This window comes from Streptomyces sp. RLA123 (genome assembly GCF_056270165.1).
On record NZ_JBWDOR010000003.1, the window covers coordinates 3948189 to 3971743 of the forward strand.

The following is a 23555-nucleotide window of genomic DNA, read 5'->3' on the forward strand; positions in this document are numbered from 1 at the left end:
TCCGTATATGTGTCGGTCTGACGCGCACACCCTAGCCGCCCCGGCCCTCTGCCTGGTTCCTGCGGTCTGCCGATCCACGCGGAGCGTTCTTGCCCCCCCACGGCGTACAGCCGGCGGCCCCTCTCCGGGGTCATGATCGTCGTTGCCGTGACCCTGCCTGCGGCGCCGACGACCAGGAAGGGAACGCATGGGGCCAGTCGTGGAGTCGGGACCGGTGACACGCGCGGCGCGCACGACGCGAGGGCTCGGCGGACCGGCACTCACGGCCACGGTGCTGATCGCCACCGCGGGCGGGCTGCTGACCACCGGCGCCGTACCCGCCTCGGCGTCCGCGAACGCCGTCCGCCCCGCGCCGCCACCGGTGGCCGCGCCCCAGTCCGTCGCCGTCAGGCTGCAGGACGGCGCCACCACCCTCTCGTGGGCGTTCCCCGATCCCGACGCCTGGCGCTACCCCGTGCACCGGCCTACGGACCCGAACGCCGCCTGGACCCCGCTCACCGACGACTCGACCACCGCCGGCATCTTCGACGACACGAGCGCGCCCAAGGGGATCGCGTACTACTACGTCGCCTCGGTCGACTCGGCCGGCGCCGACTCCGCGCCCTCGCCCACCGTCACGGTGGACCGGATCACTCCCGCGCCCCCCACACGGCCGTAGGCCCCGGTCCTCACCCTCTCGGCGCCGTACAGCGAGTGCACGGCGAACCGACTGCGCCGGCCACGGCGGCACCGGCCTGCCCGTCACCATCACGATGGGCCGCCCGGCCGCCGATGCCCGGTAAGGGGTCGGTTGCCCGGGGCAATGAGACCTTGAACCGGAATCGAACAGATGACCGGTGCCGATTCCCTTTCCTTTCATGCCCGCTTACGCACGGACACCGGATCGCGAAAATAGCCACCAGTGGTGAGGTTGCGGACCCGGAGTTATCCTGGTATTTGGTAATCGATAAGGACGCCGAATCCTCGAACGGCAGGCCTGTGGACGAATTCACTTCACTGCTGCTCGCAACCGTTCGCAATGCCGTTGCATCACTCGATGCGGTGGCTGCGACGGTTTACCTGCTCGAAGCGAGTGGAGGCCACTTGCGAGCCTCGATGACAGGAGGGCACCAGCCGGCGGTTTTCGCCATCCCGGAACGAATTCCGATCGACTCCTCCTACGTATCGGCCCGCGCATTCCGCACACAATCGATATCCCTGGCAGAAGGCGAGGATCCCTCCGACATCTACCAGCAGCATCAGCACACCAGCATGTTCCCCTACGCCGCGGCTTCCGCTCCACTGATTTCCCACGGCCGTCCGCTGGGAACCCTCACGATACTTCGCGACCCGATTCCGGACCAGGATATAGAGGCACGGATAGTCAACGGGCTCGCAGAGGCCGGTACGCGCCTGGCCGGGGAGCTGTCGAGATTCACCGAGACCGAAATGACTCTCGGTCCGACCCCCGTCATCGTTCCTGTGAGCGACTCAGCCACGATCCGCGATACGCCTCCGTCCCGCTGGGGCATCCCCGAGCTCTCCGCCTCTGTCGGGATGACCTGCATGTACCAGCTTCGACGCCTCTCCAGCGAACTGAACTCCGCCACGGGGATGAAGGACGTCATCGCGGCCGCACAGCGCCGGATCTCCGTACCCTTCGGCTGCCGTGCGGTGGTCCTGTCGAGGTTCATCGAGGGGCGGACATGGGTGGTGGGACACACCGGCGCTTCGCGTGAAACGGTGAGGATGTTCCACGGCGCGAGCGTCCAGTCGCGGAGCCCCATGGCGGAAGCAATGAAGGGAAATCCGCTCTTCCTCGAGAACGCGACCACCTCCTACACGTTCCCCCCCGACCCCGCCATGCCGTCCGGAGAGGCCCAGGTCTACCTTCCGCTCCTGGGCAGCATCGGGATCGCCGGCGTCTGCCATCTGGATTTCTCAGGTGAAAGATCGTTCGCACCCGAGGAAAAATCCCTGCTCATGATGATGGCCAGCCTTCTGGGATCGACCCTGGAGCGCATACAGCTCACCGAGGGAAAGCTCGAACTCGCCTCGAGTCTCCAAAGAAAAATGCTTCCCCGGTCGCTTCCCGATGTTCCGGGAATGATCAGCACCGCTCGCTATGTCCCCGCTTCCGCATCATCGGAGGTGGGCGGGGACTGGTACGACGTCATCGCCGCCTCGAACGGACGCGTCGTCCTGGCCATCGGCGATGTCGAAGGTCACGGCATCGACAGTGCGGCGGTCATGGGACAGGTGCGGAGCGCAGTATTCGCCTTCGCCTCCGAAGGGCACGGACCCTCGGCCATCATAGAGCGGACGAGCAAACTGTTCCTGACGTTCGGCTCCGATTTGATTGCCACATGCTGCATCGTGTCCATCGATGTCGCGGACGGTCTCATGGAGGTGGCGTCCGCCGGCCATCCAGCGCCCCTGGTCAGGGACAGAGATGGATTCATCTGCAAGCTGGAATCTCCTCCGGGAATTCCCTTGGGGGTCCCTTCTCTACTCCCACCGCCAACTTCCTACACATTCCCCATATCTCCTGGGAGCCTGATACTCCTTTATTCGGACGGCCTGATCCAGAACCGTCAGTGCGATACCGAGGAGTTCGCACTCCGTCTGTTCGCGGAATGCTCGGCGGGCGGGCACAGCGACATAGAGGACGTAGCGGACCGGCTGATCTCCGGAGTTCCCGACCCGTCGCAGCGGTACGACGACGCGGCACTGCTGCTGGTCAGCGTCGACGCGAAGGAAGGCCGCACCACATGTGAAATGGCACGCCTGGAGATTCAGTCACGAGACCTGAGAACCGTCTCCACGGCCCGCACATTCGCCCGGAACAATCTCCGTACGTGGGAGTTGACCGAAATTTCCGACGACCTGGAGATGGCCGTCTCGGAAGTGGTGACCAATGCGCTGATCCATGCGGGAAGCGACGTGGACATGCGTCTTTACCGATACCCCGACCGCGTGCGCCTCGAGGTGCGGGATACGGATTCCGCTCCCCCCATTCCGTCCTCGTTCTCCATGTCCGAAGAAGGCAGGTCGAAGGCGGAGAACGGACGCGGGATGGTCATCGTCGAGAACGTCTCGGGATGCTGGGGAAGTTCGCCCAACGGGCGCGGGAAGACGGTATGGATCGAATTCCTCACCCGGACTCCCGAGCCGGCAGGCTGATCGCCGCGCCCGCACCGCGCCGGAAACCCACATCCTGAGCCCCGCCTCCGCCCCACTCGGCTCGGGGCGCGTCACTCGTCCTCTGTGTCTTCATGCCTGGCCACGTCTCCGCCGCGTCCGACGTGCGCTACGTCTCACCCGCGGGCCGTTACGGCGGATGCCCGGCCGGTGTCTCCATGCCGAGTCCACTACGCGAGGGAGACCTGATGAACGAGAACGTCGAGGTGGTCGTGGTCGGCGGCGGGTACGGAGGTGTGACGGCGGCCAATCGGCCGGCTCGGCACGACGGCGTGTCGGTGACCCCGGTCAATCCCCGTGCCGACTTCGTCTCACGGATCCGCCAGCACCAACTCGTGACCGGCTCCGATGACACGCTCGAGGGCTTCGGTGAGGTGCTGGGCGGGAAGGTCGCGCTGGTGGTCGACACCCCGACCCGGATCGACGCCGCCGAGCGCAAGGTCACGCGGGCACGTCGACGCCCGCCGGCCGCGTACGCCGGCCTCCCCGGAAGAAGCCCGGGCGGCGTTGACCTCGTTCCGGTCCGCGCTCATGACCGGGGACCTGCAAGGGCTGCTCGACGTGCTCGCCCCGGACGTGGTCTTCGTCAGTGACGGCGGCGGCCTGAGGCTGGCGGCCCTGCGACCGGTCGTCGGCGTCGACCAGGTGCTCCGTTACATGGCCGGCAGTGTCGACAAGGCCGGCGGCACCTTCACCAGTGAGTCCACGACGGTCAACGGCAACCCCGCACTCATCCTGCGCCTGGACGGCGTGATCGACGGCGTCATGGCCCTCCGCATCGAGAACGCCCGCGTCACGGGCCTCTACTACGTCCGCAACCCCGAGAAGCTCACCCGCGTCGAGTCCGAAACCCCTCTCACCTCCCGCTGACCACCACCGGGAAGCGGGCGAACCAGCCGGCCAGGAACGCGCGGGAAACCAGTACGGCTTCGCCGGTCCGTAGAACTGGCGTGGACTCAACAGGGTCCGCCTGAAGGCAGGGTGGCGGTGGACCGGCCATCCCCACGAGGTATGGGACCCCGATCGAGCCCGGCAACGCGACTCGGTTGCTCGCCCTGCACGTCGGCAGCGCCGGCCTTCGCCGCCCTCGGGGTTCAGCCGAAGCGGGCCCAAGGCATCCTGAGGCACGCGCAGATCGCGAGGGCGCCGGGGCCACCTCCCGGCAGGCTGTCCACCGCCATGGGTGGCGACTGGGACGGTTGCCGTCCGTCGCCGTCACACGCCCCAACGCCAGAGGCCCCCGGATTATCTCCGGGGGCCTCTGAGCTGTTGTGCACTCGGCAGGATTCGAACCTGCAACCTTCTGATCCGTAGTCAGATGCTCTATCCGTTGAGCTACGAGTGCTTGTGCTTCCCGGCGTTTTCTTTCCGGTCGGCGTTGCGGGAACAACATTACATGACCTGCGCCGTGAGGTGAAATCCATTAGCCGCACCCTGCATGAGCTGCGGAAACGCCCCAGCGGAGGGGTCAGGAGCACGCCCGGGAACGGCAGAAGCCCCGGCCGGGTGGCCGGGGCTTCCAAGGAGCGGAGGCGGAGGGATTTGAACCCTCGATGGACGGTAAAGCCCAAACCGCATTAGCAGTGCGGCGCCATAGACCGGACTAGGCGACGCCTCCAGGTGTCCCGCGCGAGCGGGTGCACGCAGATGATGACACAGCCCACTGGGCTGGGACCAATCGCTGACCAGATTACTAGGCCGCCCATGGGCAGGGCAAAGGCGTTGCGGCGGGCGCCGTCGCGGCGCGCCCACGATCGGGTGGGTTGCCGGGCCGCGGCGGACGCGGAGCGGTAGGGACGAGGCATGCGAATGGCTCGGATGCCCCTGACCGCCGCGCTCGTGCTCGGCCTGTCGATGACCACCGCCGCGCCCGCCGTCGCCTGTCCGCCGGGCCGGGCGGGTGACCGGCTGACGGTGATCGTGGACGACGGGAACGGCGGTCTGTCCTCGTACGACCTGCGCTGCGGCCCGGGCGGTGGATCGGGGACCCATCCCGACGCGCGGGGGGCCTGTACGCGGCTGCGGCGGCTGGGCGGGCCGGTGGGGCCGTCCCCGAAGGACACGCTGTGCACGATGATCTACAGCGGCCCGCAGCGGGCGCGGGTGCGCGGCATCTGGGACGGCCGCCCGGTGGACGACCGCTACGACCGCACGAACGGCTGCGAGGCCGACCGGTGGCGGCGGATGGCCCCGGTGCTCCCCGCGACGCCCGGCGCGTCCCCCGACGGCATCGTCACCGAACCGCCACGTCGCGAACCGCGGGCGTGACCGATACCACATCGAAGCCGCGCAACTGTGAACGATACCCACACGTACGGGACATGGGCATCCGGAGCCTCCCGTCCAACGGCTGCCCGTACACTCGCTCTAGTGACATGCCCCCCGGTCGGCGGCAAGATGGGCCGCCACCGGTAGAAGCCCCCTAGTGGGTGGTGGCGCGGCGGCAAGTGGCGGTTTTCAGGGAGGACGCGTCTCGTGAGCAGCAGGCCATCCCGAGGCGCTGCTCGCCTCGCGGCAATACTCGACGCGCTCCCGGACGCGTTGCTGCTGGTCAATGCCAACGGCACCGTGGTCAACGCGAATTCCATCGCCTTGGAGACCTTCGAGTCCCCCGGGACGGCGCTTGTGGGCCGCGGCCTGCTGGATCTGCTGCCGGCCTTCGACGCGCGTCGCATCCCCGGCTCCATGCGCCGCCCCGACGACGACGCGGGCCGTACGAAACCCACCCGGATGATCGCTCGCCGGACCGACGGCAGTGAAATTCCGGTGGAGGTTACGAGCGCCAACCTCGACGACGCCCGCACACCCTTCGCCGAGACCTACAGCTACACCGGCGACGAGCTGCTGATGCTGGTCGTCCGCGACCTGACCGGCACCCTGGACACCGAGGCCGAACTCGCCCGCCAGCAGCGCCAGACCGAGATGATCCTGCGCGCGGCGAGCGAGGGCGTCATCGGCGTCGACACCGACGGCAAGATCGTCCTGGTGAATCCCTCGGCCGCGCAGATCCTCGGATTCCGCGCCACCGACCTCGGCGGCCAGGAGATGCACCCGCTGGTCCACCACTCCCGCCCGGACGGCACCCCGCTGCCGTACGAGGAGACCCCGCTCGCCGGCACCCTGCGCTCGGGGCTGAAGCACCGCGCCCGGGGCCAGGTGCTGTGGCGCAAGGACGGGCGCGCGGTGCCGGTGGACCTGATCACGGCGCCGGTACGGGAGGGCGACCAGCTGGTCGGCGCGGTGATGACGTTCACCGACCGCTCGCGCTTCGACGCCGTCGCGGCCCGCAACGAGCAGTTGCGGTCGCTGCTGGGCGACACGCTGCGCGGCCCGCTGGACGAACTGCGCGGTGAGCTCGCCGGGCTGGCCAACGACCCGGCCGGACAGCTGTGGCCGGAGGCCAACCAGATCCTGCACCACCTGACGGCGGGCTACGCGCGGATCACCACGCTCATCGACAGCGTGCTCACCTTCCAGCGGCTGGACCGGGGCGAGGACAAGCTCCAGCGCGAGACCACGTCCATGGACAAGGTCGTCGCGTCCGGCGTCGAGGCGGCCGTCGAGCTGATCGGGCCGGGCCGGGCCCAGTACGCGGTGCACGCCCCGCCGATCGAGGCGACGGTGGACGCCGAGCGGATGTCGCAGGCGCTGTCCCACCTGATCGCGGACGTGGCGGGCGTGGACGCGGCCGGCAATGTGCCGGTCGTCCCCAACAGCGGCGACTCGACGATCGTGGTCGCGGCGGCGCAGCGCGGCGACTCCGTGCGCATCGAGGTGCGCGGGCCGCACGCCGGCGCCAACCCGGTGCACCTGCCGATCGCGCGCGGCATCGTCGAGCGCCACGGCGGGGTGCTCCAGACGCACGACGTGCCCGGGCAGGGCAGCGCGTACGTGGTCGAGGTGCCGGTGGGCACGGCCCGCGGCAAGACGGCGGCGAACGAGCCCAAGCGGGAGTCCGAGACGACCGTCATGCCCGTGCCGTTGGAGCCGGTGCGCGGTACCGCCCCGGCGGCCCCCGCGCTCCCGGCGGCTCCCCCGGCCCTGGCACCGCCCCGGCCGGCCGGCGATACAGCCCTGCCCGCGCTGCCCGCCGCGCCCACCACGGACTCCCCGACCCCCACCGGCCGCCGCCGGGCGCTGCGGCGTCCCGACGCGGCACCGGCACAACCGGCGCAACCGCTGCAAGAGGCCCGCCCCGTCGCGATTCCCGTCCCGGCGCCGGTTCCGCCCCTGCACATCCCGGCCGCCGCGCCGGCCCCGCAGATCCCCGTACCGGCGCCCGCGCCCCTGGCTCCCGCACCGATTCCGCCCCCGCAGATCCCGCAGCAGGGCGCGGAGCAGCCGACGGGCCGCCGGGCCCGCCGGGCCGCGGCTCCCGCCCCGCAGCAGCCGCAGCCGGACCTGCTGCCCGCCCTTCCGCCCGCCCCTTCCCCTGCCCTGTCCCCCGCTCCGGCGGCGAACGGCAGCGGCCCCGGGTACGGAGGCGCCGCCCCCGAGTGGCCGGAGGCCGTGGGCTCCGCGCCCCGGTCGCGCGGGATCATCGAGAGCACCCCGCGGCCGTCCGCGATCGTCGACCCGCGCCGGCTGCCCGCCCCGTCCCCCGCTCCGGCGCCCGCCCCGGTCGTTCTGCCCACATCCGAACCGGTGGCCGAGCCGGCGTCCCCCGCGCCGATGCTCCCTGCACCGATGCTTCCCGCGCCGATGCCGGCCGCCCCGGTGATCCCGGAGCAGACGCAGCGCAGTCCCGAACCCCCGGCCCCGCAGCCCGAACCGCCGGCGCCCGCCCCCGTGCAGCCCCAGTCGTCGACGACCCAGGGCCGCGCGATCAGCGTGCGCACCCTCGGTCAGGGCGTGCCCTTCGCCCAGCAGATCAGCGAGCAGACCGCGCAGCCGGTCACGCCGACCGGCCGCCGCCGCAAGCTGGCCAACCCCGGTGAGTCCGAGGCCCGCCCGTCGGCCCCGGCACCTTCGCCTGCGCCTGCGCCTGCGCCTGCGCCTGCGCCTTCCGCGAACGGCCAGAGCGCCCCCAAGGGAACGGACACCCCCGGCCGTGCGTACGCCATAGGCGCCCCGACCGAGGCCACCGAGGGCCCGGAACCGCTGGACGGCCCGAACGGCGCGGTCGACGTCACCGACCAGGCACCCCACGAGCTGGAGGCCGTGTTCGACGAGCCGCGCCGCCTGCTGGTGTGGCCGGAGCCGGACGTCTCGACCCGCCAGGCGCTGACCGACCGCGGCTACCGCCCGGTCATCGTGCGCTCCCGCGAGGAGGTCGACGCCCAGGTCGCCGACCCGCCCGCCGCGCTCTTCGTGGACCCGCTCACCGGGCCCATCACCCGTACCGCGCTCCAGTCGCTGCGCCAGGCCGCCGCTCGGGCGGAGGTGCCGGTGCTGGTCACGGCGGGGCTGGGCCAGGCGACCCGGGAGGCCGCGTACGGCGCGGACCCCGCGGTGCTGCTGAAGGCGCTCGCCCCGCGCGACAGCGACCAGCACCCGCCGCGCGTGCTGCTGATAGAGGAGCACCTGCCGATCGCCCAGGCCTTCGCCGGCACGCTGGAGCGGCGCGGCATGCAGGTGGCGCACGCCTCCTCGGAGGCCGACGCGATGAACCTGGCCGGGCAGTTCCACCCGAACCTGGTGGTCATGGACCTCATGCTGGTGCGCCGCCGGCGCCAGGGCATCGTCGACTGGCTGCACGCCAACGGGCGCATGGAACGCACTCCGCTGGTCGTCTACACCGCCGTGGACATCGACCCGGCGGAACTGCCGCGCCTGGCGTCCGGCGAGACGGTGCTCTTCCTCGCGGAGCGCTCCACGAGCACGGACGTGCAGTCCCGCATCGTCGACCTGCTGGGCAAGATCGGTTCCTGACGGCCCGTACGCACAAGGCGGCCCCCGGGGGATTCCCGGGGGCCGCCTCGCGTGCGGGGCCGTCAGCCCAGCCGGGTGACGTCCAGCTCGCCGGACGCGTACTGCCGTCGCAGTACCTTCTTGTCGAACTTGCCGACCGAGGTCTTCGGCACGGCCGAGATGACCGCCCACCGCTCCGGCAGCTGCCAGCGCGCGATGTGCTCGCCGAGGAACGCACGCAGTTCCTCGTAGCCGATCTCGAAGCCGTCCTTGAGTACGACGGTGGCCAGCGGGCGCTCGCCCCACCGGTCGTCGGGCACCGCGACGACGGCTGCCTCCGCGACGGCCGGGTGCGCCATGAGCGCGTTCTCCAGCTCGACGGAGGAGATCCACTCGCCGCCGGACTTGATGACGTCCTTGGCGCGGTCGGTGAGGGTCAGATAGCCGTCGTACGTGATCGTGCCGACGTCACCGGTGCGCAGCCAGCCGTCCTCGCTGAACTTGTCCTCGGGGCGCATCGGTTCGGCACCGACGCCGCCGTAGTACGCCGCGGTGACCCACGGGCCGCGCACCTCCAGCTCGCCCGCGAAGTTCCCGTCCCAGGGCAGGATCTCCCCGGAGGGGCCGACCAGGCGGGCCTCGACGGAGGCGGGGAAGCGGCCCTGGGTGATGCGGTACGGCCACTCCTCCTCGGCGGCGAGGCCGGCCGGCGGGTGGGCCATGGTGCCCAGCGGCGAGGTCTCGGTCATGCCCCAGGCGTGACACAGCCGCACCCCCAGCTTGTCGTACGCCTCCATCAGGGAGGGCGGGCAGGCGGACCCGCCGATGGTGACCTGCCGCATGCTGCTGATGTCGCGCGGGTTGGCCGCGAGTTCGGCCAGCAGGCCCTGCCAGATGGTGGGTACGGCGGCGGCGTGGGTGGGGCGCTCGGTGGCGATCATCTCGGCGAGCGGGCCGGGCTGCAGGAAGCGGTCGGGCATCAGCATGTTGATGCCGGTCATGAAGGTGGCGTGTGGCAGGCCCCAGGCGTTGACGTGGAACTGCGGCACGACGACCAGGGTGGTGTCGCGGTCGGTCAGGCCCATCGACTCGGTCATGTTGACCTGCATGGAGTGCAGGTAGATCGAGCGGTGCGAGAACAGGACGCCCTTGGGGTCGCCGGTGGTGCCGGAGGTGTAGCACATGGCCGCGGCCGAACGCTCGTCCAGCTCGGGCCAGTCGTAGGTGTCGGGGCGGCCCTCGATGAGGGACTCGTACGCGTGCAGGGCGGGGCGGCAGCCCTCCAGGGGCGTGGTGTCGCCAGGACCCACCACCACGACGTGCTCGACCGACTCCATCGCCGGGAGCAGCGGGGCGAGCAGCGGGATCAGCGTGCCGTTGACGAGGATGACGCGGTCGGCGGCGTGGTTGGCGATGAAGACCAACTGGTCCGCGGGGAGGCGCAGGTTGAGCGTGTGCAGGATCGCGCCCATGGAGGGGATGGCCAGATAGGCCTCGACATGCTCGGCGTTGTTCCACATCAAGGTGGCGATCCGCTCGTCACGCTCCACCCCGAGTTCGTCGCGCAGCGCCCCGGCCAGGCGCGCGGCACGGGCTCCTATCTCGGCGAACGAGCGGCGCTGCGGCTCGCCTTCGCCGGCCCAGGTGGTGACCTGTGACCTGCCGTGCACGGTCGTGCCGTGGGTCAGGATCCGTGAGACCAGCAAGGGCACGTCCTGCATTGTGCTCAGCACCGGGCGCCTCCTCATCGAAGCGGCTACGCGAAGGTAGGTGGGTGCTGCGATTCTGGTGTCATACCGCGCGGTATGTCACTACCCCGGGAGCAACTCGGGGTCCTCGCGCAATTTGCCCAGGGCGCGGGAGACGGCGCTCTTGACGGTGCCGACCGAGACGCCGAGCGCCTCGGCGGTCTGGACCTCGCTCATGTCCTCGTAGTACCGCAGTACGACCATGGCCCGCTGGCGTGCCGGCAGGCGGGATATCGCGCGCAGCACCGCGTCGCGCTGGGCCTGCTGCTCGGCCTCGTCGCGGCCGGTCAGGGCCGCCGGGCCGTACGGCTCGGGCAGCTCGTCGGTGGCGTACTCCTCGAGGCGGCGCTTGCGCCACTGCGAGGTGCGGGTGTTGACCAGGGTGCGGCGGACGTAGCCGTCGACCGCCCGGTGGTCGTCGATCCGGTCCCACGCCAGGTAGGTCTTGGGTCAGGGCGGTCTGCAGCAGGTCCTCGGCGTCGCTCGGGTTGGCGGTCAGCGAGCGCGCGGTCCGCAACAGTGCCGGGCCCTTGGCCCGCACGTAGCTGGTGAACTGTGCCTGCGAGGCGCTGGTGCACACGGGCGTGGTCATGGCTCCACGCTAGGAGCGCGGCCCGCTCCGCGGATCCGCCGCAGGTGCCGAAGCGGGGTCACCCTGAAGTCGTACGAGGGGGGTACGCCCCACCTCCGGAGGACGGAGAACGGCGTCGCCGCCCTTACGGGGTCACCCCGCAGGGGCGGCGGCGCGACGCGTCATCCCCGGCGTGTCAATTGACGACGGCCACGGGACCGTCCAGCCGGTTGCGGTCGATCGACAGCCGCTTGCCGCCGTGCTTCTCGCGGACGGCGCCCGAGTACTGGTGGATACGGCCGCCGTTCCAGGCGTCCCGGCTGAGCACCGGTTCGCTGCGCACCGCCGGCCTGCCCTTCCAGCGGGCGAACCACACGGCATCCGGCAGGTCGTCGACGCCCTGCCGGCGGGCCCGCTCGATGTGCCGGATGCCGGACTCCGAGCTGCTGTACAGGCCGGGCAGGTAGCCGTTGTCGCCGACCTGGCGGTCCCAGGCCCGGATGAAGTCCAGGGTCTGGTCGGCGCAGCGCGCCTTCCCGGCGTGGTACGCCTCCATGTCGAGGTACAGCGCACTGCCGGGTTCGAAGCCGAGGTCGGCGGCGCTCTGCACCGCGTCGAAGCCCTCGCTCTCGCCTTGGCCCCAGGCGTCGTCCGGGTTGATCCGGTAGTTGCGCAGATGCTTGCCCCGCACACAGGGCGACTGCGAGCCGACATAGATCGGCAGGATGCGCCAGCCCATCTTGTGCACGGAGCGGACCCAGTTGCGGTTGAGGTTGCGCTGGCTGCAGGCGCGGGCGCGGCCGCCGAAGTACACGCCGATGGCGCGGTACTTGGACTTCAGCCAGGCGCGCATCGTGGCCAGGGAGGGGGCGCGGCAGGTGTCGAAGCCGTAGCCCTTGAAGGTCCGGGGCGCGGGCGCGGCGCCCTCGGCCTCCTCGCCGCCGTAGGCGTCGTACGGCATGAGCATCCCGGACAGGTCCGGGCCGAGGTCGTACCCGCTCAGTGCGTCGCCGGGATCCGTGTCGCCACCCGGTGCCATCGCCGACGCCGCAGCGGGCGCGAGCGCGGCGGGGCGGGAAGCGGTGAGCCGGGGGACGGCGCCCGCCGCGGAGACCGGTCCGGTCAGCAGACAGGTGAGCACCAGCCCTACGATCGCCGCATATCGGATGATCGGCTTGTGTTCGTGCATGGGTCGAGTGAAAGGGCGCGATGGCCCGTCGGACGGCACGCCACGCCCGGGGGTCAGCCGGACGCAGCAACGCGGACATCGTGATCTTCCCGGCCGCCGCGAGGCCGCCCGGCCGGTCCGCGGCGCCAGGCGGAAGCCCTGGGACCGGCCCCCTCGCATCCGTCCTGACCAGCACGTTCCGGGTGTCGGTGCCCGATCGTCGCTACTGCCCCGCGTTCGGTGCATTCCGTCGCCGGTGCCGTTCGCACTCTGCGGGCACGCCCTCTCGCGCTGGCCGCCGCAGGGGTTCACCGGTAGGTGCCCGGCGGGCCCAGGGCCCCCGTTCCGGCCGGTACGGTGTCCCCGGCGCCGTGGCCTCGGCCGCTGCGGCCGCAAGGAGCAACAGGAAGCAGGGTGTTGGGCGGTCATCCCGCCGACGGCGTGCGGCGCCCTGCCGGCGTACTCGTCGCCGCGACCGGCCGCGGGACGGGACCGCCGCTTCGTCCACAGCCTGTGGACACCGGAACGCGACTGCGCGACGGCAGTGAGGTTGCCGTCGCGCAGTCGCCCCTTGTCAGCGAGCCCCAGGGGCCCCGGTCACCACAGCGGACCGAAGTGGATGTTCACGTTCGACTGGTGGATCTCGGTGAACGCCGAGCCGACCACGCTCGCGTTGTTGTTCTGGTTGGACGCGCCCGCCCCGGTGGCGGCCTGCTGCGTCGTGGTCACGCTCCCGAAGTTGTCGCGCCCCACGCTGCCACCGCTGTTGCTCACCACGGTCGCGTTGGAACCGCCGCCCGACAAGGAGCCGTTGTCGGCTACTGCCGTCCCGGCGAACAGTGCCGCGGCCAGCGGCAGCGAGGCCATCGCGGCCAGGACTCGGGCGGTACGGGTGCTTGCCATGTCTTTCCCTCCAGAGGACTGGATATGGGGTGTGCGGGGCGGTTGGCCGACCGCTCCGCCGACTGTGCGACGTCGCCGCAACCAGAGTTGCCCAGCTCCCGGGCCGCCAACCAGGCCCTCCGGCCCATTTCGCTCGCAAGCGTGACGATCTATCGACAAACCTCCAAGGTCATCTCAATTCACCGGATCGGCCCCATGGCGGGGCACACCACCCGGGCCGGGCAAGCGGCAAAACGTTCCGGCCCGACTTTCGGCCAACCTGCGGCGGTGCCCGGAGCGGCGGCTTCCATGGGGGCCGCGGGCGCTGCCGTTGGGACGGATAGCGCGCCGGGGGGCGTGGCGCGCCAAGGAGCCGGGCGCGCTTCTCCTTAGGCTCCGTCTGACGATCCGCCAGTGGGCCCGCTCCGCCGCCCGGCTTCCCCAGGGAGAGATGTGACTCGGTCCCGTTTCACCGCGGCCCGGTTCGCCACCGGCCTGGTGCTCGTCCTCGCCTGGCTCGCCGGGTGCGGCCACGGCCTCCCCGGCCCCGGCCCGCAGGACGGCTCCGCCTCTCCGGCCGCCGCGGGCCCGCGCCTCCAGGACCCGCCCGAACTGCTGAGCCACGACGGCCTCCTCAGGACCACCGTCACCGTGGAGCGGCGCAAGGTCCGGGTCGGTGACCACCGGCTGTGGGCGACCACGTACAACGGCATGTACATGCCTCCGACGTTGCGCGTACGGCCTGGCGACACCATCGACCTGACCATGATCAACAAGGTCGACGAGGACACCAATCTGCACGTCCACGGGCTCCACGTCTCACCGCGCAGCCCGTCGGACGACATCTTCGTCGCGATCAAGTACGGAGCCTCGTACCACTACACCTACCGGCTGCCGCGCGACATCACCCCCGGCACCTACTGGTACCACTCCCACGCCGACATGATGTCCGCCGCCCAGGTCGCCGGCGGCGAGTCCGGCGTCATCGTCGTCGACGGCCTGCGGCAGTACCTGCCAACGTCCCTGCGCGGCATCACCGAACACGTCATCGCGCTCAAGGACTTCCAGGTCGAGGGCGACGCCATCAGGACCCACCCGCTGAGCATCGGCGCCACCACCAACCGCACCGTCAACGGCCAGCAGAACCCGGTCATCGGCATCCGGCCCGGCGAGACCCAGCTGTGGCGGCTGGCCAACATCGGCGCCAACATCTACTACAAGCTGCACCTGCCCGGGCACCGCTTCCACGTGATCGCCCAGGACGGCTACCCCGTCCGGCGCGTCTGGTCGGCGGACTCCCTGCTCATCGCCGCCGGAGCCCGCTACGACGTCCTCGTCCAGGGCGGCTCCCCGGGCACCACCCGCCTGGAGACCCTGCCGTACGACACCGGAAAGGCCGGGAACCAGTTCCCCCGCGCCGATCTCGCCACCCTCGTCACCGGCGGCACCCCCGTCCGGCCGGCCGCGCTCCCGCGCGCCTTCGCCCCGAACGAGGACCTGTCCCGCGCCCCGATCGCCGCCCGCAAGACCGTGGTCTTCACGGAGAACGCGGCGGGCACCGTCTTCTACGTCAACGGCCGCACCTACGACCCCAGGCGGAACGACTTCACCTCGGTGCTCGGCACCGTCGAGGAGTGGACGGTGCGCAACGACAGCGACGAGGAGCACTCGTTCCACGTCCACACCAACCAGTTCCAGCTGATGAGCACCGACGGGAAGCCCCACCCGCCCTCCCGCCGCTGGTTCGACACGGTCAACGTGCCCGCTCGCGGCGAGGTCGTCCTGCGCATCCCGTTCCGCGACTTCACCGGGCGGACCGTCCTGCACTGCCACATCCTGAATCATGAGGACATGGGCATGATGGCGGTCCTCGACATCGTCCGCCCCTCCGGCCGGAGCCGGGACGAGACGCGGGGCAAGTAGTGTCCGGCTTCCGGCTTCGGCGGGAAGGACGACCACGTGGCACCCGGCGACCCGGCCCCGCCGATGAGCGAGGCGGAGGCGGCGATGGTCGATCCTCTTCATCCGGTCGCCGGTGGCCGGCGACCCCCTGCACCGCGAGGCGTTGACGGCAGCGTGCGTGTACGCGGTCCACGACCCGCTGACCCGGATGTGCACCATCGCCCGCTCGGGTCATCTCGCGCCGGCCATCGTGGCCCGGACGGCACCGCGGAGATCCCCGACATCCCGGTCGGGCCGCCGCTGGGCGTCACCAGTGCCGCGCCGTTCACCACCGGCGACGTGGTGCTGGAGGAGGGCAGCATCCTGGCCCTGTCCAGCTCACCCGCGGTCGCCGCCCATCTCGCCGCGCACCCCGGCCTGCTCCGCCGTCCCGAGGAGGCCGCGGGCCCGGACGCGGACGCCGACGCCGGCCGGCCCCTCGCGGACCTCTGCGACGACATCCTCTACTCCCTCCCCGCGGGCCTGTCCGGCCGGGCAGACGCGCTCCTGCTCACCCGCACCCGGCCCTTCCCGGCCCACCGGGTGGCCTCCTGGCGACTCGAACCCGACCCCGCCGCCGTCTCCGCCGCCCGCCACCACGCCGGCGAGCAGCTCGCGGCGGCCTGGCGGATCGAGGGCGACATCGTCTTCAACACCGAGCTGATCGTCAGCGAGCTCGTCACCAACGCCATCCGCCACGGCACCCCGCCGCTCGCCCTGCGCCTCATCAACGACCGCGCCCTCACCTGCGAGGTCCGCGACGCCGGCCCCGCCGCCCGCGCCTGCGCCACGCCCGCACCGTCGACGAGGGCGGCCGCGGCCTGTCCATCACCGCCCGGCTCGCGCGGGCCTGGGGCACCCGCTACGACGCGGAGGGCAAGACGATCTGGACGGAGCCAGCCCCTGCCTCGGCGACCGTCCTGAACGCGCACGGCCCCCCGGCCGCGGCTGCGGTCGGGGGGCCGTCGCCGTATCCGGCAGCCGGTCTACTGCCTACTGCCTACTGCGAGATCACCTGGCCGAAGCCGGTGTTCCCCTTGAGGCCCACGGTGCGGGCGCTGACGGTCTTGGCGTTGACGGCCGTTGGCCCGGCGGCCGTGCCGCGCAGCACGGTGACCGCGCCGTAGGCGTTCTCGTCGCTGCCGATGACGAGCTCGGCCCGGCCGTTGCGGTTGTCGTCGATGATGCGGACGGAGGAGCCGAAGAAGTCGGACCTCTCGACGTTGTCGGGGATCCCGGCCGTGGCCTGGGTGAAGCGCAGGGCCCCGCCCGTCTTGAGCCCCGAAGCCGAGCCGAAGAAGACCGTGACCGAGCCCGCGTCCGCCGTACTGCCGACGTCCTCGCCGGGAGCGCCGACCGCGACATCGGCGTAACCGTCGCCGTTGGTGTCGCCGACGCTCACCGCCATGCCGAAGTAGTCCTCGATCTCACCGCCGTCGGGAACGCCGGGGGTGTCCTGGCTGATGACCGTCGGGCGCTGCGCCAGGTTCGGACCGGCGGCGGAGCCGTACCAGACGGTGATCTCGCCGCCCTTGTGGCGGCCGGGGATGCCGGACCGGGGGTCCTCGTAGTTGCCGATGACGAGGTCGCCGTAGCCGTCGCCGTTGATGTCGCCGATGGCGACCTTCTCACCGTCGGCGGACGTCATTTCGGTCGTGGCGTAGTTGGTGCCGTTCCAGCTCTGGTAGCTGATGTCGCCGCCCGGATCGCTGTCCACGAGATACGGGTAGACGCGCTCGGCGGCGCCGTCGCCATCGAGGTCACCCGCGACGACGTCCACCCTTGTGCCGTAAGCGAGTTTGGTGGAGGCAGCCGGGACGGCGGAGGTCCCCGAACGCTTGAAGGGGCCCTTGAGGAGGCGGCTCTGGGTCCGGCCGGTGAGAGTGACGTCGGCGTGGCCGTCCCCGTCGAAGTCGGCGGCGGCGACACCGCTGGCGTAGGTCTCCCACGCCTCATCGAAGTTCTGCTGCGGAAGGGTCGAACCGCCGGAGAGGCCGGACTTGCCGCCCCACAGGACCGTGGCCCGGCCGATGGCCTGCTCGCCGGCGATGACCTGGCGCGGGGCGCCGGCGATCAAGTCCGCGTAGCCGTCCCCATCGAGGTCGGCGGAGGTGAGGCTCTCGCCGAAGAAGTCGGATTCCTCGGCCACACCCGGCACGTTGGCCGAGTTCTGGGTGATGACACTGCGCTTGCTGGAGGCGGTGATGCCCTTGGCCGTGCCGTAGAACACGACGACGGCACCCGCGGACTCGGCGCCGCCGACGGTCGCGTACGGGGAGCCGACGGCGAGGTCGCGGTAGCCGTCCCCGTTGAAGTCGTCGTAGTACTTGGCGGGGGTGGCGTTCGCCGGCGCGGCCAGAGTGAGCGGAGTGAGGCCGGCCGTGATCAGGCAGGCGGCGACCGTGGCGGTACGAAGACGCATGGGCGGCGGGGGCTCCTACGTGAGTGGGGAGTGCGAGGCATCCGGTGCGGCCGGGGCGCTCTTGGCATGGAGCGGCGGCGGCGTAATCCAGACCGTCGAAGAGCGGCCAGGGTTGTACGGGGCGGGTAGGGAGATTTCCCGGTGCGGTTCTGGACTCCATGCCGGCGGGCATCGCGGAGCACGGTGCGGAATAGGTGAAGCTGACGGCGGGGTGGAGAGCCTGTGGAACTCGGTGGCTGCCCGCGGAGCGGGCAACGCCCCCACGCTCTGGGCGCCGGGCGATCAAAAAGCCCGCGACGAGAGAACTACGTCACCGCCGAAACCCGCGTGCGCATGCTCCAGGCCCCCGCTGCGATGGTCCAGGAGGCGGCAGCCTCGCAGACCACCAAGATCACAGCGACGACTGCGTCCCGGGACCACTTGCCATAGCGTCTGCACGCGTCGCTCACAGGTGCAGCGTTTACCAGGCGCCAAGCCACGGGCCCGGCTGACCTCAGTGACCGTCACGCTCATAGTTCGCATCGAGGGGCAGACGACGCTCTAGGCGTACTCGACCAGGAACTGGGGCCGGTACTGCTGCCGATAGCGGTCCAGTGCCTGCCAGAGCATGGTGGCGCCCCGAGGCACGCGGTCGCTGAGCTGGTCCCAGCCGACGAAGCGCAGCTCATCGGGGATCCGGACCAATCCTGTAATCGCATCCCGGAAAGCGTCCCGGTTCATGCCGCAGAAGCTGGGGAAGTCCAATTGTTGAGCATGGTCATGGACCACAGGATCATCGCCTCGCTGCTGGCGGTGTGCGCTTCGTAGTCGCGGGCCAGGCGGCGGGAACGCATCAGCCACGCAATGCTCCTTTCCACGACCCACCTGCGTGGGAGGACGGTGAACCCGCTGATGGTGTCGCTGCGTTTGATCACCTTGAGGGTGAGGCCGAGCGTGCGGGCGGCCCAGTCGACGAGGTGGCCGGTGTAGCCGCTGTCGGCCCAGATCAGCCGCAGCTTCCGGAAGCTGTTGCGCAGGGCGGGCAGCATTGTGGCGGCGGCGTCGCGGTCGGTGGTGGACGCCGGGGTGACCAGCACGGTCAGCAGCAGTCCGAGGCAGTCCACGATCAGGTGCCGTTTACGCCCGTTGATCTTCTTGCCGCCATCGAAGCCACGTGAGTCGTTCCTGACGGTGGCGTCGGCCTTCACCGACTGTGAGTCGATCACGGCCGCGGTCGGCTCGGTGTTCCGGCCCTCGGCCGTCCTCACCCGCTCCCGCAGCCGGTCGTGGAGTTCGCGGATCAGCTGGTTGTCCCGCCAGCGGCGGAAGAACGCGTACACGCGTTTCCAGGGCGGGAAGTCCGCGGGCGGGTTCCGCCACTTCACGCCGTTGTCGACCAGGTACCTCTCCCGGAAATGCTCGTTGGCTTCGACACCCACGAGCTACCGCGAGGCCCTGCCTTCATGCACCCACCACACCGCGATCACCCGATCAGGATCCCTGTTCGACCAGACGAGCCCGTTGATCGGTAAGCGGATGGCTTCTTAGGCAGCCACCATGGGGCGAGCCTCGAAGATCGGGGCCCACATCGGGCTATTGCGGGCAGGTCCACAGACTGCCCGAGTCGCTGACAGCTTACGGGCCCCGATCTCTCGCCCCATGGCAGCTCCAGCCCAAAGCCTCTCCACGCCTACTCCACGCGCAGGAACGCCGTCTGCCCCATATCTACGCTTCGGTATCGAGTTCGGCGAGCAGGCCGCGGATGCGCTGCTCGATCTCGTCGCGGATCGGGCGGACGGCGTCGACGCCCTGGCCGGCGGGGTCGTCGAGCTGCCAGTCGAGGTAGCGCTTGCCGGGGAAGACGGGGCAGGTGTCTCCGCAGCCCATGGTGATGACGACGTCGGAGGACTGCACCGCTTCGGTGGTGAGGACCTTGGGGACCTCGGCGGAGATATCGATGCCCACTTCCTTCATGGCCTCGACCACGGCGGGGTTGACGGTGTCGGCGGGGGCGGATCCGGCCGAGCGGACCTCGACCTTGTCCCCGGCAAGGTGGGTGAGGAAGGCGGCGGCCATCTGGGAGCGGCCGGCGTTGTGGACGCAGACGAACAGTACGGACGGGGTCGCGGGAGTGGTCACGGGGTCTTCCTTGGTCAGTGACTGGTGGTGGCGAGTTCGGGCTCACCTGGAAGGACGGGGACGCTCGCGGTGGCCCGAGCAGTACGGCCGAAGAGGACGACGACCAGGCCGAGACCCACGACGGCGCCAACGATCTGGGCAGCGATGAACGGCGCCACCGAGGCCGGAGCGATGCCGGCGAAGGTGTCGGAGAAGGCGCGGCCGATCGTCACCGCCGGGTTGGCGAAGCTGGTGGACGAGGTGAACCAGTAGGCCGCACCGATGTAGGAGGCGACCGCCGCCGGGGCAAGACGCTGCTGTCCCGTGCGACCGAGGCCGAAGACGAGCAGGACCAGGCCCGCGGTGGCGACAACCTCGCCCAGCCATAGGTGCCCGGCGGACCGGTCGTGAGTGGACCAGGTCACCAGCGGTTCGGCGAACATCGCGTCGGCCAGGACCGCACCCGCGATGGCGCCGGCAACTTGGGCGGGAACGTAGGCGGCGACCTCACGCGGGATCGGTCCGTCACCGGTTGCCCGGCCGGTCCACCAGGCGGCGAGGGTGACGACTGGATTGAAGTGCGCGCCGGAGACCGGGCTGAGCAGGGCGATCAGCACGCCCAGGCCGAACACCGTGGCCAAGGAGTTGGCGAGCAGTTGCACGCCCACGTCCCGGGACAGCTCGGTGGCCTGAATCCCTGAGCCCACCACGACCGCGACCAGGGCGGCCGTGCCGACGAACTCGGCAGCGACCCGGCGGCCGAACGAAGCGGAGACGGGCATCAGCAGGACCTGGCGGCGGCCGGTTCGGCGGGGATCTGGAGGAGTGAGGAGAGCCGGGCGAGCGCGGCCGGCAGCACCCAGTAGTAGACCCAGGTCCCACGCCGTTCGGAGCCGACCAGGCCCGCTTCCCGCAGCACCTTCAAGTGGTGCGAGATCGTCGGCTGCGACACGTCGAACTGCCCGGTCAGGTCGCAAACGCACGCCTCGCCGCCCTCGAAGGACGCGATCAGCGACAGCAGGCGCAGCCGTACCGGGTCCGCCAGCGCCTTGAACATGCGCGCCAGGTCGACGGCGTCCGACTCGCCCACCGGTTCGCGGACCATCGGCGAGCAGCACGCGGCAGCCTGATCGTCCTGCCCGAGGACCCGGAGCTCTGATTTCGACATGTGTCTATGTTGACGTTTGTCGATGCAGTTGGCAACCTCGGACGCGTCGAGCTGTATCGACGGATGTCGATGCAGAAGCAGATGAAGGAGACCGTCATGTCCCGCGTTCAGCTCGCCCTGCGCGTCGCCGACCTCGAAGCGTCGATCGCGTTCTACTCCAAGCTCTTCGGCGTCGAGCCCGCCAAACTCCGCCCCGGTTACGCCAACTTCGCCGTCACCGAGCCCCCGCTCAAGCTCGTACTGATCGAGGGCGAGGGCGACCAAGACACCCGCCTGGACCACCTCGGCGTCGAGGTCGAGGCCACCGAGCAGGTCACCGCCACCACCGGCCGACTCCAAGAAGCGGGGCTGGCCACCTTCGAGGAGAACGACACCTCCTGCTGCTACGCCCTCCAGGACAAGGTCTGGGTCACCGGCCCCGGCAAGGAGCCCTGGGAGGTCTACGTCGTCAAGGCCGACGCCGGCACCCTCGGCAAGAGCGCGGGCGGCACGCCGGCCACCTGCTGCCCCTCGGACGAAGCGAGCGATGTCGTCCAGGGCATCGCCCCGGTCGCAGTTGGCGGCGGATGCTCCTGCGGGAGCTGAGCGACCCCGCCAGCGGCGAAAGTTGCCGCACCTCCGCGTGCCATCCGCGTGCCATACGAGGCGGTAGCCACCGGGGAACAACGGTCAATCACGGACACGCGGACAGCAACGGGCCCCCGGCCAGAATCACTGGTCAGGGGCCGTTCACGTGCGGAGAGTGTGGGATTTGAACCCACGGTGACATCGCTGCCACGACGGTTTTCAAGACCGTTCCCTTAGGCCGCTCGGGCAACTCTCCCCGCGCCGTGGCCCCGGAGGTGGGGCGGTGGCGCGGGGACAGCCTAACGGGTCGGGTCAGCTGCTGCTGTCGCCCTTGCGCTCGCCGAGGGTGAGGCTGGCGGTGCGGGTCTGACCATCGCGGGTGTAGGTGACGTCGACCTTCTCGCCCGGCTGGTGCTGCCAGATCTCGCCGATGAGGGTGGGGGAGGAGTCGACGACGGTGTCGTCGAACTTGGTGATGATGTCGCCGGAGCGCAGCCCGGCCTTCTCGGCGGGGCCGCCGACGCTGACCGCGCTGGCGCCGGTGGCGATCTTGGCGCCCTCGCCGTTGTAGCTGGAGTCGACGCTCACGCCGATGACCGGGTAGACCGGCTGGCCGGTCTTGATCAGGTCCTCGGCGACACGGCGGGCCTGGTCGATCGGGATCGCGAAGCCGAGGCCGACGCTGCCGGACTGGGAGGTGCCGTCGCTGCTGCCGGTCGACTGGATCGCGGAGTTGATGCCGATGACGGCGCCCTCGGAGTTGAGGAGGGGACCGCCGGAGTTGCCGGGGTTGATGGAGGCGTCGGTCTGTATGGCGCTCATGTAGGACGCGTTGGAGCCCTGGCCGTCGCTGGAGGCGATGGGACGGTGCAGCGCGCTGACGATGCCGGTGGTCACGGTGCCGGAAAGGCCGAAGGGAGCGCCGATGGCGATGGTGGAATCGCCGACGGCGACCTTCTCGGAGTCGCCGACGGCGAGCGGGGTGAGCTGGTCGGGGCTGACCCCCTTGAGCTTGATGACGGCGACGTCGTAGCCCTGGGCGCGGCCGACGACCTCGGCGTCGTACTTCTTGCCGTTGGAGAACGTGGCGGTGAGCTTGCCGCCGTCCGCCGCGGGGGCGACCACGTGGTTGTTGGTGAGGATGTGGCCTTCCTTGTCGTACACGAAGCCGGTGCCGGTGCCGCTCTCCTGGCTGCCGGAGGCCTCGATGGTGACGACGCTGGGAAGGGACTGCCTGGCGATGCCGGCGACAGAGTCGGCGGACCGGCTGAGGTCCTTGGGGTTGCCCGCGACGGAGATCGTGGTGGACCCGCTGTCGTTGCGGTCGGCGGCCCAGAAGCCGATGCCGCCGCCGATGCCGCCGGCGACCAGCGCGGCGACCAGGACGGCCGCGATCAGCCCGCCGTTGCCGCGCTTGCGCGGAGCGGCGGGGGCCGGCGGCACGGGTGCGCCCCAGACCGGGCCCCCGGGACCACCGGGACCCGCGGGGACCCCGAAGGGCTGGGTCGGCGGAACCGCGGGCGGCGCGGCCGGGTGCCCGGCGTAGGGGCCCGCGTGCGGAGCGGCGTGGTGCGCGACGACGTGCGGCGGGGCCGCGTGGTGCGGGGCGGGCTGCGGCGGAACGGCCTGCGGCGGGGCCGGGGGCTGCACGGGTGCCTGCGCGGCAGGCGCGGCGGGCGCGGCACCTTCGGCGGGCGGCGCGTCGACGGACGGCGCGTCGGCAGGCTGCGCCGGAGCGGCCGCGGGGGGACTGTCGGGCGCCGCGGGCGGGGGCGACGACGGGGGAGCGGCGGACGCCGCGGGCGCGGCCTGCGGCGGCGCGGGAGGTGCAGCGGGAGCGGCGGGCTCAGCGTCGACGGGCGGCTGCGCCGGCTGCGTTGCCGGGACCGGACCGACCTCGTTCTCGGTGCTCACGGCTGTATCTCCTCCGGGATATGCGTGGTGTGCCGTGCGTACGGTTG

18 protein-coding genes, 3 tRNA genes and 2 pseudogenes are annotated in these 23555 nt (G+C 70.9%); 8 read left to right on the top strand and 15 right to left on the bottom strand.

Translation table 11 applies throughout. The annotated features are described in order from the left end of the window. Nucleotides 1–187 precede the first annotated feature (187 nt). Both RV983_RS17895 and RV983_RS17900 read left to right on the top strand, forming a co-directional pair. The gene (locus RV983_RS17895; protein WP_475986767.1) at nucleotides 188–658 is read left to right on the top strand and encodes a hypothetical protein; all 471 of its coding nucleotides are present in this window, start codon (nucleotides 188–190) and stop codon (nucleotides 656–658) included. 320 nt (nucleotides 659–978) lie between these two features. Next, the gene (locus RV983_RS17900; protein WP_475986768.1) at nucleotides 979–3162 is read left to right on the top strand and encodes a SpoIIE family protein phosphatase; all 2184 of its coding nucleotides are present in this window, start codon (nucleotides 979–981) and stop codon (nucleotides 3160–3162) included. A gap of 329 nt (nucleotides 3163–3491) precedes the next feature. On the opposite strand, the gene RV983_RS17905 is transcribed toward RV983_RS17900, so the two are convergent. Then, nucleotides 3492–3713, bottom strand: a complete 222-nt coding sequence (locus RV983_RS17905; RefSeq protein WP_475990585.1) for a hypothetical protein — start codon at nucleotides 3711–3713, stop codon at nucleotides 3492–3494. On the opposite strand from RV983_RS17905, the pseudogene RV983_RS17910 reads away from it, so the two are divergent. Further along, nucleotides 3619–4050, top strand: a pseudogene (locus RV983_RS17910) (sigma-70 family RNA polymerase sigma factor family protein); the annotation flags it as partial. The gene RV983_RS17905 and the pseudogene RV983_RS17910 overlap by 95 nt on opposite strands. 402 nt (nucleotides 4051–4452) lie before the next feature. On the opposite strand, the gene RV983_RS17915 reads toward RV983_RS17910, so the two are convergent. Together RV983_RS17915 and RV983_RS17920 are read right to left on the bottom strand one after the other, a co-directional pair. Next, nucleotides 4453–4525: transfer RNA gene (locus tag RV983_RS17915), tRNA-Arg, on the bottom strand. 182 nt (nucleotides 4526–4707) lie between these two features. Further along, nucleotides 4708–4798 (bottom strand) — tRNA-Ser (locus tag RV983_RS17920). 191 nt (nucleotides 4799–4989) lie between these two features. Between RV983_RS17920 and RV983_RS17925 the strand changes: the two genes are divergently transcribed. Continuing rightward, a complete protein-coding gene (locus RV983_RS17925; RefSeq protein WP_475986769.1) occupies nucleotides 4990–5448 on the top strand; it encodes an SSI family serine proteinase inhibitor in 459 nt (152 codons plus the stop codon). Nucleotides 5449–5655: 207 nt separating this feature from the next. Then, the gene (locus tag RV983_RS17930) at nucleotides 5656–9051 is read left to right on the top strand and encodes a response regulator (RefSeq protein ID WP_475986770.1); all 3396 of its coding nucleotides are present in this window, start codon (nucleotides 5656–5658) and stop codon (nucleotides 9049–9051) included. A 62-nt stretch (nucleotides 9052–9113) separates the two neighbouring features. Here the strand turns inward: RV983_RS17930 and RV983_RS17935 are convergent, their stop codons facing one another. From RV983_RS17935 to RV983_RS17950, 4 genes and pseudogenes are all read right to left on the bottom strand, one after another. After that, entirely contained in the window at nucleotides 9114–10763 is a 1650-nt protein-coding gene (locus RV983_RS17935) for a long-chain fatty acid--CoA ligase (RefSeq protein WP_475986771.1), read from the bottom strand. 78 nt (nucleotides 10764–10841) lie between these two features. Beyond that, nucleotides 10842–11370: pseudogene (locus tag RV983_RS17940) on the bottom strand (SigE family RNA polymerase sigma factor). Nucleotides 11371–11545: 175 nt separating this feature from the next. Then, entirely contained in the window at nucleotides 11546–12538 is a 993-nt protein-coding gene (locus tag RV983_RS17945) for a DUF1906 domain-containing protein (protein ID WP_475986772.1), read from the bottom strand. A 576-nt stretch (nucleotides 12539–13114) separates the two neighbouring features. Further along, entirely contained in the window at nucleotides 13115–13420 is a 306-nt protein-coding gene (locus RV983_RS17950; RefSeq protein WP_475986773.1) for a hypothetical protein, read from the bottom strand. A gap of 432 nt (nucleotides 13421–13852) precedes the next feature. Here RV983_RS17950 and RV983_RS17955 point away from each other — a divergent pair, with 432 nt between their 5' ends. Both RV983_RS17955 and RV983_RS17960 read left to right on the top strand, forming a co-directional pair. Next, complete coding sequence (locus RV983_RS17955) at nucleotides 13853–15322, top strand: multicopper oxidase family protein (RefSeq protein WP_475986774.1); 1470 nt, start codon at nucleotides 13853–13855, stop codon at nucleotides 15320–15322. 189 nt (nucleotides 15323–15511) lie between these two features. Then, complete coding sequence (locus RV983_RS17960; protein WP_475986775.1) at nucleotides 15512–16264, top strand: ATP-binding protein; 753 nt, start codon at nucleotides 15512–15514, stop codon at nucleotides 16262–16264. Nucleotides 16265–16340: 76 nt separating this feature from the next. Here the strand turns inward: RV983_RS17960 and RV983_RS17965 are convergent, their stop codons facing one another. The 6 genes from RV983_RS17965 to RV983_RS17990 form a co-directional block, all read right to left on the bottom strand. Continuing rightward, complete coding sequence (locus tag RV983_RS17965) at nucleotides 16341–17762, bottom strand: FG-GAP-like repeat-containing protein (RefSeq protein ID WP_475986776.1); 1422 nt, start codon at nucleotides 17760–17762, stop codon at nucleotides 16341–16343. Between the two features lie 540 nt (nucleotides 17763–18302). Then, a complete protein-coding gene (locus RV983_RS17970; protein ID WP_475986777.1) occupies nucleotides 18303–18482 on the bottom strand; it encodes a barstar family protein in 180 nt (59 codons plus the stop codon). Beyond that, nucleotides 18479–19180, bottom strand: a complete 702-nt coding sequence (locus RV983_RS17975; protein ID WP_475986778.1) for an IS5 family transposase — start codon at nucleotides 19178–19180, stop codon at nucleotides 18479–18481. The genes RV983_RS17970 and RV983_RS17975 overlap by 4 nt, the downstream gene beginning before the upstream one ends. A gap of 286 nt (nucleotides 19181–19466) precedes the next feature. Then, nucleotides 19467–19880: an arsenate reductase ArsC gene (locus RV983_RS17980; RefSeq protein ID WP_475986779.1), complete on the bottom strand. Its 414-nt coding sequence runs from the start codon at nucleotides 19878–19880 to the stop codon at nucleotides 19467–19469. A gap of 14 nt (nucleotides 19881–19894) precedes the next feature. Next, nucleotides 19895–20641, bottom strand: coding sequence for an aquaporin (locus tag RV983_RS17985; RefSeq protein ID WP_475986780.1), 747 nt, complete (start codon nucleotides 20639–20641; stop codon nucleotides 19895–19897). Continuing rightward, on the bottom strand, nucleotides 20641–21027 hold the full coding sequence (locus tag RV983_RS17990) for an ArsR/SmtB family transcription factor (protein WP_475986781.1): 387 nt from the start codon (nucleotides 21025–21027) through the stop codon (nucleotides 20641–20643). The genes RV983_RS17985 and RV983_RS17990 overlap by 1 nt, the downstream gene beginning before the upstream one ends. Nucleotides 21028–21123: 96 nt before the next feature. Between RV983_RS17990 and RV983_RS17995 the strand changes: the two genes are divergently transcribed. Next, nucleotides 21124–21612 carry an ArsI/CadI family heavy metal resistance metalloenzyme gene (locus RV983_RS17995; RefSeq protein WP_475986782.1) on the top strand — a complete coding sequence of 163 codons (489 nt, stop codon included), beginning with the start codon at nucleotides 21124–21126 and terminating at the stop codon, nucleotides 21610–21612. Between the two features lie 151 nt (nucleotides 21613–21763). On the opposite strand, the gene RV983_RS18000 is transcribed toward RV983_RS17995, so the two are convergent. Continuing rightward, nucleotides 21764–21850: transfer RNA gene (locus RV983_RS18000), tRNA-Ser, on the bottom strand. Nucleotides 21851–21906: 56 nt separating this feature from the next. Next, nucleotides 21907–23508, bottom strand: a complete 1602-nt coding sequence (locus RV983_RS18005; RefSeq protein ID WP_475986783.1) for a S1C family serine protease — start codon at nucleotides 23506–23508, stop codon at nucleotides 21907–21909. Nucleotides 23509–23555: the final 47 nt, after the last annotated feature.